The organism is Synechococcus sp. R3-13, assembly GCF_047462195.1.
In the GTDB taxonomy this organism is placed as follows: Bacteria; Cyanobacteriota; Cyanobacteriia; order Thermostichales; family Thermostichaceae; genus Thermostichus.
Genome location: NZ_JANSIO010000279.1, coordinates 1 through 12,082 on the forward strand (window position 1 = coordinate 1; position 12,082 = coordinate 12,082).

General features: G+C 56.8%; 12 protein-coding genes. 9 read left to right on the plus strand and 3 right to left on the minus strand.

Annotated elements, in window-relative coordinates; genetic code table 11:
• Nucleotides 1-211: 211 nt before the first annotated feature.
• From NW856_RS08755 to NW856_RS08795, 9 genes are all read left to right on the plus strand, one after another.
• On the plus strand, nt 212-1,621 hold the full coding sequence (locus NW856_RS08755; protein WP_414399871.1) for a DUF697 domain-containing protein: 1,410 nt from the start codon (nt 212-214) through the stop codon (nt 1,619-1,621).
• A gap of 48 nt (nt 1,622-1,669) precedes the next feature.
• Complete coding sequence (locus tag NW856_RS08760; protein WP_011431739.1) at nt 1,670-2,434, plus strand: proteasome-type protease; 765 nt, start codon at nt 1,670-1,672, stop codon at nt 2,432-2,434.
• A gap of 52 nt (nt 2,435-2,486) precedes the next feature.
• Nucleotides 2,487-3,473, plus strand: coding sequence for a glycine--tRNA ligase subunit alpha (gene glyQ / locus NW856_RS08765; RefSeq protein WP_414328660.1), 987 nt, complete (start codon nt 2,487-2,489; stop codon nt 3,471-3,473).
• Between the two features lie 150 nt (nt 3,474-3,623).
• Complete coding sequence (locus NW856_RS08770; protein WP_011431737.1) at nt 3,624-4,151, plus strand: NYN domain-containing protein; 528 nt, start codon at nt 3,624-3,626, stop codon at nt 4,149-4,151.
• Between the two features lie 329 nt (nt 4,152-4,480).
• Nucleotides 4,481-6,292: a translation elongation factor 4 gene (gene lepA / locus NW856_RS08775; RefSeq protein ID WP_414399857.1), complete on the plus strand. Its 1,812-nt coding sequence runs from the start codon at nt 4,481-4,483 to the stop codon at nt 6,290-6,292.
• A gap of 4 nt (nt 6,293-6,296) precedes the next feature.
• Nucleotides 6,297-6,890 (plus strand): bis(5'-nucleosyl)-tetraphosphatase (symmetrical) YqeK, encoded by a 594-nt coding sequence (yqeK, locus tag NW856_RS08780; RefSeq protein ID WP_414328665.1) that lies wholly within the window; start codon nt 6,297-6,299, stop codon nt 6,888-6,890.
• Between the two features lie 42 nt (nt 6,891-6,932).
• Entirely contained in the window at nt 6,933-7,304 is a 372-nt protein-coding gene (rsfS, locus tag NW856_RS08785; protein WP_011431734.1) for a ribosome silencing factor, read from the plus strand.
• A gap of 596 nt (nt 7,305-7,900) precedes the next feature.
• The gene (locus tag NW856_RS08790; RefSeq protein ID WP_414342999.1) at nt 7,901-8,221 is read left to right on the plus strand and encodes a hypothetical protein; all 321 of its coding nucleotides are present in this window, start codon (nt 7,901-7,903) and stop codon (nt 8,219-8,221) included.
• 57 nt (nt 8,222-8,278) lie between these two features.
• On the plus strand, nt 8,279-9,190 hold the full coding sequence (locus NW856_RS08795) for a histone deacetylase (protein ID WP_414399858.1): 912 nt from the start codon (nt 8,279-8,281) through the stop codon (nt 9,188-9,190).
• Here NW856_RS08795 and NW856_RS08800 read toward each other — a convergent pair.
• The 3 genes from NW856_RS08800 to speD all read right to left on the minus strand — a co-directional run bounded on the left by NW856_RS08800 (nt 9,187) and on the right by speD (nt 11,947).
• Nucleotides 9,187-10,338, minus strand: a complete 1,152-nt coding sequence (locus tag NW856_RS08800; protein WP_011431731.1) for an NAD-dependent epimerase/dehydratase family protein — start codon at nt 10,336-10,338, stop codon at nt 9,187-9,189. The genes NW856_RS08795 and NW856_RS08800 overlap by 4 nt on opposite strands.
• Before the next feature lie 92 nt (nt 10,339-10,430).
• Nucleotides 10,431-11,369 (minus strand): fused MFS/spermidine synthase, encoded by a 939-nt coding sequence (locus NW856_RS08805; RefSeq protein ID WP_414399859.1) that lies wholly within the window; start codon nt 11,367-11,369, stop codon nt 10,431-10,433.
• A 119-nt stretch (nt 11,370-11,488) separates the two neighbouring features.
• Nucleotides 11,489-11,947 (minus strand): adenosylmethionine decarboxylase, encoded by a 459-nt coding sequence (gene speD / locus NW856_RS08810; protein WP_011431729.1) that lies wholly within the window; start codon nt 11,945-11,947, stop codon nt 11,489-11,491.
• Nucleotides 11,948-12,082 lie beyond the last annotated feature (135 nt).

Below are 12,082 nucleotides of genomic sequence, written 5' to 3' on the forward strand. Positions count from 1 at the left end.
GTTTTGGATATCGGATTTTTGAGTTGCGGATCCCGGCGGCTGAGGCCGCCTTGCTTTGAGCTTAACTCTTCCCTTCCTCTTATGATCGTCTTGTATTGTCCCTTGTATTGTCCGATGAGAAGCTCTCTGTCCGGTGGGGAAGCCTGCCGATCCCGAGAGCAAAGTGGAGTCTTTTAAGGGCTGCTTCCTACCGCTATTGAGCGCTACGGCTATGGCTCGCCGCAACACCCTACAAGATGACCTCAACTACCAACAAGCCAAGCGCAGCCTGCGCCAGTGGGTGGCCCAACTGGATCTGCGCCCCCAAGAGGTCGCGGGCTTAGAAGGGGAGTTGGAGAGCTTGCAAGCGCTCTTGGACAAGCTGGAAACCGAGGTCATCCACATCGCCGCCTTTGGTCTGGTGGGGCGAGGCAAGTCTTCCCTGCTCAATGCCCTGCTGGGCGAGCCAGTCTTTGAGACGGGGCCCACCCATGGCATCACCCGTACCCAGCAAGCGGCAACTTGGAACATCAGCTGGGAAACCCGCCCCCAGTCCTCCTTCTCTGGCACATCCCTGCAGGGATCCCGCCTCCCCCCTTCCTCGGTGCAGTCGGTACAGGTCGCCCATTGGCAGGGATCCCGTCTGGAGCTGATCGACACTCCCGGCCTGGATGAAGTAGACGGCGAAGAGCGGGCGCGGCTGGCCCGAGAAGTGGCGCAGCGGGCGGATTTGATCCTGTTTGTCGTCTGCGGGGATCTGACGCGGGTGGAGTTTGAGGCCCTGGCCACCCTGCGGGAGGCGGGCAAGCCTATGCTGCTGGTGTTCAACAAGATCGACCAGTACCCAGAGGCAGATCGCCAGGACATTTACGACAAGATCCGCAACGAACGGGTGCGGCAGCTCCTTTCTCCCAACGAGATCGTCATGGTGGCGGCCTCCCCTCGCGTGCCCCGCCTGGTACAAAGGCCGGATGGGAGCTTTGCTGCCCAAATGGAAGTGGGATCCCCGCAGGTGGATGAGCTGCGCCTGAAAATCCTGGAAGTCCTGCATCGGGAGGGGCGTTCGCTGCTGGCCTTGAATGCCCTCCTGTTTGCCGATCGGGTTAACCAGCAGGTAATTGAGCGCAAGCTGCAAACCCGTGCCCAGCAAGCCCAAGACCTCATCGCCTCAGCCGCCCGCACCAAAGCGCTGGCGGTTGCCCTCAACCCCATCACCCTGCTCGATACCTTGGGAGGGCTGGCCATCGATGTCACCCTGATCCTGCGCCTGGCCCGCCTGTACGGCTGGCCCATGAGCACTGCAGGAGCCACACAACTGCTGCAGAAGATCATCCTCAGCATGCTCAGCCTGGGCGCCGGCGAGTGGGTGGCGCTGTTGGGCCTGGGATCCCTGAAAACCTTGCTGGGGGGATTCTCTCTGGGAGCCTACGGTTCCGTGGCCCTGACGCAGGCGGTGTTGGCCGGGTTTTCCTGCTATGCCATAGGCGAGTCCGCCCGCCGCTACCTGGCCCAGGGAGCCAGTTGGGGGCCAGAGGGGCCCAAAGCCGCCATAGCCCAGATTTTGGCCGATTTGGACGAAGCCTCAATCACCGCCCGCCTGCGGGAGGAAATCCGCCACAAAATCGGATTTGCTTTCCCCTGAACCTCTACAATCGCCTCTACAATCAGAGAGCCGAGCCGCATCGTTCGCATGACCTACTGCCTTGGCATCATCACCCGCTTTGGCTTGGTGATGGCGGCAGATTCCCGCACCAACGCCGGGGTGGACTACGTCTCCACCTACCAAAAGCTGTTCGATTTTTCCGTGCCCGAAGAGCGAGTGATCTTGATCTGCACCTCCGGCAACCTGTCCATCACCCAGGGCGTTTTGACCGAAGTGCAGCGGGATCTGCGCCAACAGGAAAGTTCCAATCTCCACACCTTCCCCCATCTCTACGACGTGGCCCGCTACCTGGGATCCAAAATTCGGTACATCCAGGAGCAAGACCGGCCCTGGCTGGAAAAGGACGGTATCGACGCCCAGTGCAGCCTGTTGTTGGGGGGACAGATCCGAGGCGAGGAGCCGGCCCTCTTTTTGATCTACAGCCAGGGCAACTGCATCCAGGCCACCCCGGAAACCCCTTTTTTGCAGGTGGGGGAAACCAAATACGGCAAGCCAATCTTGGATCGCACCCTCTCCTACGAAACCTCGCTGGCGGATGCGGCCAAATGCGCTCTCCTCTCCATCGACTCCACCATGAAATCCAACATCTCCGTCGGCCCCCCCATCGATTTGGTGATGGTGCAAGCGGATCAGTTCAAGGTCACCCACCGTCTGCGCCTGCGCACCGGGGATCCCTACCTGGCCAAGATGCGCAAACTGTGGGAGAGCGCCCTCAAACAAGCCTTCGACCAAATGCCCCCCATCGAGTGGGACTACTCGGATCCAGCTGATCGGGAAGAGCTGCTCGACTGAGAGGAGGAGATTGGTAGGATAGGGGTTAATCCATCTCTGCCCAACCCCTGCCATGTCAGCCCACACCTTTCAAGACTTGATCTTTCGCCTGCAACAGTTTTGGGGGGAGCAGGGCTGCTTGATCCTACAACCCTACGACCTGGAAAAAGGCGCCGGCACCATGAGCCCCCACACGTTTTTGCGCGCCTTGGGGCCGGATCCCTGGCGAGTGGCCTATGTCGAACCCTGTCGCCGCCCCACCGATGGACGCTACGGTCAAAACCCCAATCGCCTGCAGCACTATTTTCAATACCAAGTGTTGATCAAGCCCTCCCCCGATGACATTCAAGATGTGTACCTAAATAGCCTGCAAGCTTTGGGCGTGAACCCGGCAGAACACGATGTTCGCTTTGTGGAAGATGACTGGGAATCTCCCACCTTGGGGGCTTGGGGCGTGGGCTGGGAAGTGTGGCTGGACGGCATGGAAGTAACCCAGTTCACCTACTTTCAGCAGGTGGGCGGACAAGATTGTCGCCCGGTTTCTGTAGAAATTACCTATGGGCTAGAGCGCCTGGCCATGTATCTGCAGGGGGTGGATTCGGTTTTCGATCTCTGCTGGAATGAGCATCCTTCTCTGGGACGGATTACCTATGGACAAATCTATTTCCAAAATGAGGTCGAGCAATCTTATTACAACTTCGAGTATTCCGATCCGGAGATGCTACTGGAATTGTTCCGGCTCTACGAAGCCGAGGCCAAGCGTTTGATCGAAACCACCCAACAGAAACTGCAGAAACAGGTGTTGCCGGATCGGTTGGCCGTGTCTCTGCTCCTGCCCGCCTACGACTATGTGCTCAAGTGCTCCCACACCTTTAACCTGCTCGACGCTCGTGGTGTCATTGCTGTAGCCGAGCGCACCCTCTACATTGGGCGCATCCGTAACCTGGCTCGACAATTGGCGGAGCTGTACGTTAGCCAAGCGGATCGACCGGGATCCAGCTATGCCCTGCGGCAACCGGAACCCGCTTTGGTTTACAGGGGTGCCTCTCCCCAGAGTTAATTCTTGAGAAAGGGATCCCACCTTTGGCTATGATGAGAGGTTGGTGTCAGCAAGGTGCTGGCTGCCCAAATGGCTCTTGTGGAAAGTCAGTGACCTCGTTTTCATCCTCTTTTTCTGACCAGTTCACCTTACTTTTTTCGGAAAAGCTTTATGTTTTACCATCATCCCGTCACTCGGGTTTCCATCTTTATTGATGGCAATAATATGTTTTATGCTCAACAGAAAAATGGCTGGTTTTTCGACCCACGCCGGGTGCTGGATTATTTTGTTAGATCACAGCCGAATGTTGAATTGGTCAACGCCTTTTGGTACACCGGCATCAAGGATCCCCATGATCAGAGGGCCTTTCGAGACGCTCTGATCAGCATGGGCTTCACTGTGCGCACCAAGATCCTCAAAGAATATCGAGATGAAGACTCCGGTCGGTACTCCCAAAAAGCAAATCTGGATATCGAAATAGTAATCGATATGTTCAACACCGTTGGCCAGTACGATAGGATCATTCTATTTAGCGGCGATGGAGATTTTGAGCGGGCCGTCGAGCTGTTGCGTTCCAAAAACACGCTGATTACAGTTGTCTCCACCGAAGGGATGATCGCCCGCGAGCTGCGCAACGCCACCGACCGCTACATCGACCTCAATGACATTCGCCCCTACATTGAGAAGTTAGACAAGTAGTGCTTTGGGCAGGGTTCTGGACTGCTTCCTCTGCCGTCGGGTCAGACCCATAGCCTCCTGGCGAGCTGGCGACAACACCGCCCGAGTTCGTTCTGGCTTTTTCCCCTTCATGGGATCCCATCCCTGCCACACAAGCGGCACGTCCGTTGTACCGGGCATCGTCGGCGTTGCCGGAAAAAAGCAGTCCCGGCCAATGCGGAGGACGCTCCGGTGCCCGACAGAAGAGCTGTATCTTCTCCCCTCAGCAGCCAACTTCTGGGCAACCTTGGCTTAGGCAGAGGGCCAGACAGGCTAGCATTGTAAAAAATCTTTGCCCTGATCAGGTTTTTATGACCGGCGTTCCTGTCTCCCGCATTCGCAACTTTTCCATCGTCGCCCACATCGACCACGGCAAGTCCACCCTCGCCGATCGCCTCCTGCAGGAAACGGGCACCGTTTCAGCCCGCGAGATGAGGCCACAACTGCTGGACAGCATGGAACTGGAGCGGGAACGGGGCATTACCATCAAGCTGCAAGCGGCCCGCATGAACTACCGTGCCCAAGACGGCCAAGACTACGTTTTGAACCTGATCGACACGCCGGGGCATGTGGACTTCACCTACGAAGTCTCCCGCTCCCTGGCCGCCTGTGAAGGGGCGCTGCTGGTGGTGGATGCCTCTCAAGGGGTGGAGGCCCAAACCCTGGCCAACGTCTACCTGGCCCTGGAGAACAGCCTGGAAATTATTCCGGTGATCAACAAAATCGACCTGCCGGGCGCCGAGCCGGAGCGGGTCATTGCGGAGATTGAGCAGGTAATCGGCCTCGACTGCAGCGGGGCAATCCTGGCCTCTGCCAAGGTGGGTATTGGCATTCAAGAGATTCTGGAGGCCATTGTGCAGCGGGTGCCCCCCCCACGGGATACAGTGGCGGATCCCTTGCGGGCCTTGATTTTCGATAGCTATTACGACGCCTATCGCGGCGTGATCGTCTATGTGCGCATCATGGACGGGGAGGTGAAAACGGGGGACAAGATTTGCTTTATGGCCTCTGGCCGAGAATACGAGATTACCGAGCTGGGGGTGATGCGTCCCAACCAAGAGCCGGTGGATGCCCTACATGCGGGCGAGGTGGGCTACATGGCCGCCGCCATCAAGAGCGTGGAACACGCCCGTGTTGGGGATACCATCACACTGGTGAATCGCAAAGCTCCTGAGCCCCTGCCCGGCTACAAAGAAGCCAAGCCGATGGTGTTTTGTGGCCTGTTCCCCAGCAGCTCCGATCAGTACGCCGAACTCAAAGAGGCTCTAGAAAAACTCAAGCTCAACGATGCTGCCCTGTACTTTGAGCCAGAAATTTCCAGCGCCATGGGCTTCGGCTTCCGCTGTGGTTTTCTGGGCCTGCTGCACATGGAGGTGGTTCAGGAACGCCTAGAGCGGGAGTACAATCTCGATCTGGTGATCACAGCTCCGACGGTGGTGTACCAAGTTACCCTCAACAACGGCTCTGTGATTCGGGTGGACAATCCCAGCAAGCTGCCTCCCCCCAACGAGCGCACCAGCATTGAGGAGCCGATTGTCAGGGTAGAGGTGATTCTTCCTGAGGAATTTGTCGGTACCGTGATGGAGCTGTGTGAGACCAAACGCGGCACTTTTAAAGACATGAAATATCTGGCGCAGGGTCGGACTACGCTGGTGTATGAGCTGCCCCTGGCGGAAGTGGTCACCGACTTTTTCGACCAATTGAAATCACGCACCCGCGGTTATGCCAGCATGGACTACCAAATGATTGGCTATCGCGCCGATGATTTGGTGCGTTTGGACATTTTGATCAACGGCGATGTGGTGGATTCTCTATCCACGATTGTGCATCGGGATAAAGCTTTTTATGTAGGCCGTTCCCTAGTTGCCAAGTTACGAGAGCTGATCCCACGCCATCAATTTGAAGTGCCCATTCAGGCGGCAATTGGCTCTAAAGTGATTGCTCGTGAAACCATACCAGCCCTGCGCAAAAACGTCTTGGCCAAATGCTACGGAGGAGATGTGACCCGCAAACGCAAGCTTTTGGAAAAACAAAAAGAGGGGAAAAAACGCATGAAGGCGGTGGGAACGGTGGATGTGCCCCAAGAAGCGTTTATGGCCGTGCTGAAGTTGCAAAATGATTAGGGCCATGGGCACTCAACTGGGGCGGGAAGAGGTGTTGGCCTGGCTACAGGAGCGGGTGTCTCCTCCTCGCCTCCGCCATATCTTGGGGGTAGAGGGGATGGCCCGACAGCTGGCGGCCCACTACGGGCTGGATGAGCAGAAAGCTGCTTGGGCAGGGCTGATGCACGACTTGGCCAAGGCTTTCCCGCCGGAGCAACTGTTGCAAAGGGTGGCTCAGGAACGGGAGCTGGATGAAATTGAGCGGGCCGAACCTCACATCCTGCACGCTGAGGTGGGATCCCTGGTGGCGCGGGAGCAGTTTCAGGTACAGGATCCGGAGATTTTGGCGGCCATTGCCAACCACACGCTAGGGCAGCCCGGCATGGATCCGCTCAGTTGCGTGGTTTTCGTGGCCGATGCCCTGGAGCCGAATCGGGGCAACAGCCCAGAATTGGAGCGGTTGCGGCAGATGGCTTTTGTAGATTTGTCTAAAACCGTAGTGGGAGTATGTGACTTGAGCCTAAAATTTTTGCTAGACCGGAATCAGGTGGTTCATCCGCGCACACTCATGACTCGGAATCATTTTTTGTTACATCCTTTAGAAAAAGCGGTGTCCTAGGTTAACTCAGTCGTTTCAGGAGGGTTTTAGTTGCTACATCTCATGCCTGCCCCTGCTGGGGATCCCATCTATTGCATGGCGCTGAGTGCAGCTCGCGCGGCAGAAGAGAAAAAAGGTGGCGATATCGTTCTGCTGGATGTATCCCAAGTCTCCACTTTGGCAGATTACTTTCTTCTGGTCAGCGGCTACTCGCTTACGCAAGTCCGCGCCATTGCCCGAGCAATTGAGGAAAAGGTTTGGGACGAGTGGAAACAAACTCCGCGCCGCATCGAAGGGCAGGAATCGGCCTCTTGGATACTGATCGACTATGCCGATCTCATTGTCCATGTGATTATGCAACAGGAAAGGGACTACTATGACCTAGAGTCTTTCTGGATCCAGGCTCAGCGAGTCGATCTGCCCATAGCAGGCTAAATCTATTTGTTTTGGATCCCTGGATTTGGCAGTTCTTCAGAGCTTGGAGCCAAGGGAAGAGTTGCTCTTTACAACTCTTTAACTGCCTTCCAGGGCCTCCTTGACAGACAGAAGTTTTAGTCAATTGTCAAGAAATATGTAAGTTTCTTAATATTCCCGCAATTTCTTACACAGTCACGTGTTAGGGTAGTGAATGACAAATAGCTGAGTAAGATCTTCCTGCCTTTTGCAGTCGAGTTTCTATAGTCTTTGTTAAACGCTCTACCTTGTTTCTCTTGAACGCTGATAATTCTTTGTTGGTACTGAATACCAGCAAAAAGATTTTCCAGCTGCTGATGGCTCCTATTGGCTGCTTTCAGCGGCAAGTGGAAAGGCAAACGAGGCGAATAGAGGAGGCAAGGATTGGCTGCACAAGAGGATCTTACGAACGAAACCGCAACTTCTTCCCGACGGCAGACTTAACTGCAACCGGCTTAAATGGTCGGCTTGTAGGCAAAATCCGGTGCCAAAAGCAGCGGAGGAAGATGGGGAAGCAGCGTTTTTTGTTTAATGTCTGTTTTTAAGAGCGACAGGGATTTTTAGGAGGGACATTCATCATGGAAAAGATGTTGGTTAATATCGTCGAGTACCTGGCATTGGGAGAACTGGAAACTATCCTCTCCACTGAGCACCCCCATCAACAGGTGTTTCATGACGCTAGGGAGCGGGAAGCGATGATGCAGCAGATCCTAAACCGGGTCCCCGCCATCTACATGTGGCTGGCTGCCGATGAGTGTCCCAGCCGCGATCAACTCAATTCCTCTGAGCTGGAATTGCTGCGGTCGGTAGTGCGGGATGTGGTCAATCAAAAACTCCAACAAGCCTCTTTTGGCCTTGACCCCTATGCGGGATCCATGTCAGAGGTCTTCTACGGATAGAGGGGGCGGGCTTAAGCTACACTGCAAAGGCGTTGCCTTAGCTTGTTGCCTCTGCCCATGTTGCCTGTTTACTATTCTGATATTTTCCTCAGCCACGATACTGGGCCATTTCACCCCGAGCGTCCGGCTCGCTTGCAGTCCATTGTTAAGGCGCTGCGTGGTGCTCCTTTTGCCAACCAGTTGGAATGGCGGGATCCCCCCTTGGCGGAGCTGGCAGAGCTGGAGCGAGTACACTCGCGTCGGCACATTCAACAGGTGGCTGAGTTGGCAACAGCAGGTGGGGGACACATTGATGCCGACACTGCTCTCTCGGAGAGAAGTTTTGAAGCGGCGCGCCTGGCTGTGGGGGCTTGGATTGCCGGCTCTGCTTCGGTTTTGGCCACCGCTCAGCCGGCTTTGGTGCTGTGTCGTCCGCCTGGGCATCACGCAGAGCCAGAACGGGCAATGGGGTTTTGTTTATTCAGCAACGCAGCCATTGCGGCGCTGTGGGCGCTGGATCAGCCGGGGGTAAAGCGGGTGGCGATTTTCGATTGGGATGTGCACCACGGCAACGGCACGCAGGCGGTGGTGGAGCGCTATCCCCAACTGGCCTATGCCTCCATCCATCAGTTTCCCCTCTACCCCGGCACCGGCTCCGCTCGCGAAACCGGGATCCACGGCAACCTCTGCAACGTGCCTTTGCCTGCCGGCTCGGATTGGTTGGCCTACAAAAAGGCCCTCGACGAGAAGATCTTGCCGTTCTTGCAAGCGTTCCAGCCGGATTTGCTGCTGGTGAGCGCCGGCTTCGACTGTGCCAAAGGGGATCCCTTGGCCGGTATGCGGCTAGAGCCGGAAGCCTTTGGCCGCATGGCCCGCCTCTGCCTGGAGCAGGTGACCCGCAAAACCCTCTTCGGCCTGGAAGGCGGCTATAACCTGGACAACCTGGCGCGCGGCTGGCTGAGCCTGGCCCAAGCTTGCCTGGAGAGTTAACCTTTCCACTTCACCTTGGGTAAAATCTGCCGCACATCCACCCGATCCTTGTACTTGAGAGCAAAGTTGAGCAGCGAATCCAAGAGGGAATCGGACAGATAGTGGGGCTGGAGGCCCAGGTCTAGGAGCTTGGTGTTTTTGGCGTTGTAGTAGTGCTCTTCCAGCTCGACGCGGGGGTTCTCCAGGTGGTTGATTTCCACCTTCAGGCCCATGGTGGCTCCCGCCTTTTGCACCAGCAACGCCAGTTGCTCAACACTAAATTGCTCTGTGAACTGGTTCATCACCCGGAATTGGCCCGGCTCGGCAGGGTGAGCAATGGCCAGCTCCACGCAGCGCACCGTGTCGCGGATATCCAGGAAACCGCGGGTCTGGCCGCCCTTGCCATACACTGTCAGCGGATGGCCCACGGCCGCTTGAATGCAGAAGCGGTTCAGAGCTGTGCCGAATACGCCATCGTAATCGAGACGGTTGATCAGCACCTCGTCCATGCCGGTTTCTTCTGTGAGCACGCCGTATACCACCCCTTGGTTGAGGTCGGTGGCCCGCAGGCCCCAGACGCGGCAGGCGAAGTGGATGTTGTGGCTGTCGTGTACTTTGGAGAGGTGATACATGGATCCCGGCTGCTTGGGGTAGGGCAGGGTATCCTTGCGGCCATTGTGCTCGATGGTGATGTACCCCTCCTCGATGTCGATGTTGGGGGTGCCGTACTCGCCCATGGTGCCCAGCTTCACCAGGTGGCAATCGGGAAATTCCTCCTTGATGGCGTAGAGGATGTTCAAGGTGCCCACCACGTTGTTCACCTGGGTCATCACCGCATGCTCGCGGCTGATCATCGAGTAAGGGGCAGAGCGCTGCTCGCCAAAGTGAACAATGGCCTCCGGCGGGAAGCGGCGCATGCAGGAGATCAGGGCTTCGTAGTTGGTAACGTCGCAGACAAAGATGGGAATGTCCTTGCCGGTTAGCCCCTTCCAGCGATCCACCCGTTGCTCTAGCTGGGCAATGGGGGTCAGGGTAGAAACCCCCAGTTGCAGATCCCAGAGGCGGCGGACGTAGGAATCGAGAATGGCCACCTCATAACCCCTGTTGGATAGGTGCAGGGCTGTCGCCCAGCCACAGTATCCGTCACCACCAATAACCAGGACTTTCATCAGGGAAGCAAAATTCGGCTGCTCACGAATCTACCAAGTTATGGCACCAAAGACAAACTCTCCTGGGATCCCTTTGAGCGCTGCATGGCTCCTCATTCAATGCGAGGCGGGTTATCCAGGGTATAAACCGTGGTCTCGGCGGCAATGGCACGGCGCAGGTGAGCTGGGACTTGGTAGAGGCCCAGAAGGGTGATGCCATCGATGAATTGCAGTGCCCCTCGCTCGGGATCCAACTGTTGGCTCAGAATCTGGTCGATCTGCTCCGGTTCTGGCCTGGGGGAGATGGGATCCTGAGCTGCCAGGGCAAAACCCAGTGGGCCACCGTAGGTGGGGGCATAGATGGCGTAGGGCTGCACAGCGGCAAACACCGTTTTCAGGGTGCGAACAATGCGGGTGTGTTGATGAAGCTCAACCGGCCCCGTCGGCCCGGCTTGGATGGTGAAAGCCCCATCGGGCTGCAACTTGGAGCGAATCTGGCGGAAAAACTCCTGGGTGAAGAGGCGATAGGCAGGGCCGGACTCAATGGGATCGGAGAGATCGGAAAGGATCACATCCCAAATGGGGCCTGTTTCTTGGAGAAAATCCAAGGCATCGGCAATCACCACCTCCACCCGCGGATCTTCAAAGGATCCCTGGTGCATTTCCGGCAGGTGCTCTCGGCAGGCGGCCACCACCTCCCCATCGATGTCCACCATCACCACCTGCTCCACCGAGCGCCAACGCAGCACCTCCCGCAGCGTTGCCCCTTCGGCCCCCCCCAACACCAGTACCCGCCGGGGGATCCCGCCCGCTTGGACAACCTGCACCATAGCCGGATGAACCAAAGCCTCGTGGTACAGAAACTCATCCACGGTAGTGGATTGCCAATGCCCATCCAGCATCAGACCCTTGCCGAAGGCCCCCGTCTTGGCGATCAGCATCTCCTGGAAAGGGGTTTTTCGGTAGGCCAAGATGCGCGTGACGGCACGGGCGGTGTAGTCCCAAGGGGTAAAGTACTCCTGAACCCAGAAGAAACTTCTCGGGCTGCTCATAAGCACCTCGCTACAGCTTTTTCCAGCAACATAGACTGACCTCTGGGGTGAATCGGATCCCACCCAGCCTCCAGATGGCCCCCATGACAGTTTGGAAAAAGCTGCGATTGGCGAAGATCTCAACGCCTTCGTCGGGTCGCTTCACAGGTGAGCACCTCAGCCGAGTCTGGGGCCTCTTCCAGGAGTGTCGGTTGCGCGGTGCGGCGGGGCACCTTGCGCAGGGAATATCGTCGCGCTTGAAACACGTCGATCAGATATTCACAGGCCGCTTCCGGTCGGGTGTGGCGACCACAGGTGAACACATCCACCGCCGCGTAGCCCGCTTCGGGCCAGGTGTGAATGGAGATGTGGGATTCCCCCAAAAGAGCGAGGGCTGTAATCCCCTGTGGCTCAAATCGATGGCACAGCTCTCCCAAAAAGGTGGAGTTGGAGCGTCTGGCTGCCTCTCGCAAAGCCTGTTGCACCAGAGAGGCATCATCCAAAAGTTTGGCCGGGCAGTCGTAAAGCTCCAGGATACAGTGGATCCCGATCAGAGCTGGAGACCTATCCCCTAATTGGCCAGATAGTGTGTGCAGCATACTATCCCCTAATTGGCCAGATAGAACTGATTAGAACCAGAGGCTGCACAGAAAGCGCAGCTTTACCATTGTCTCACAATTGTCATACTCCCCTGCCTAAAGACAGGAGATTCTGGTTCCTGGTTCTGCGACAGC

What these genes read in the sequence shown, in the direction of transcription:
- NW856_RS08755 (WP_414399871.1), top strand. Translation starts at nt 212, where the DNA reads ATGGCTCGCCGCAACACCCTACAAGATGACCTCAACTACCAACAAGCC.
- NW856_RS08760 (WP_011431739.1), top strand. Translation starts at nt 1,670, where the DNA reads ATGACCTACTGCCTTGGCATCATCACCCGCTTTGGCTTGGTGATGGCG.
- glyQ (WP_414328660.1), top strand. Translation starts at nt 2,487, where the DNA reads ATGTCAGCCCACACCTTTCAAGACTTGATCTTTCGCCTGCAACAGTTT.
- NW856_RS08770 (WP_011431737.1), top strand. Translation starts at nt 3,624, where the DNA reads ATGTTTTACCATCATCCCGTCACTCGGGTTTCCATCTTTATTGATGGC.
- lepA (WP_414399857.1), top strand. Translation starts at nt 4,481, where the DNA reads ATGACCGGCGTTCCTGTCTCCCGCATTCGCAACTTTTCCATCGTCGCC.
- yqeK (WP_414328665.1), top strand. Translation starts at nt 6,297, where the DNA reads ATGGGCACTCAACTGGGGCGGGAAGAGGTGTTGGCCTGGCTACAGGAG.
- rsfS (WP_011431734.1), top strand. Translation starts at nt 6,933, where the DNA reads ATGCCTGCCCCTGCTGGGGATCCCATCTATTGCATGGCGCTGAGTGCA.
- NW856_RS08790 (WP_414342999.1), top strand. Translation starts at nt 7,901, where the DNA reads ATGGAAAAGATGTTGGTTAATATCGTCGAGTACCTGGCATTGGGAGAA.
- NW856_RS08795 (WP_414399858.1), top strand. Translation starts at nt 8,279, where the DNA reads ATGTTGCCTGTTTACTATTCTGATATTTTCCTCAGCCACGATACTGGG.
- NW856_RS08800 (WP_011431731.1), bottom strand. Translation starts at nt 10,338, where the DNA reads ATGAAAGTCCTGGTTATTGGTGGTGACGGATACTGTGGCTGGGCGACA.
- NW856_RS08805 (WP_414399859.1), bottom strand. Translation starts at nt 11,369, where the DNA reads ATGAGCAGCCCGAGAAGTTTCTTCTGGGTTCAGGAGTACTTTACCCCT.
- speD (WP_011431729.1), bottom strand. Translation starts at nt 11,947, where the DNA reads ATGCTGCACACACTATCTGGCCAATTAGGGGATAGGTCTCCAGCTCTG.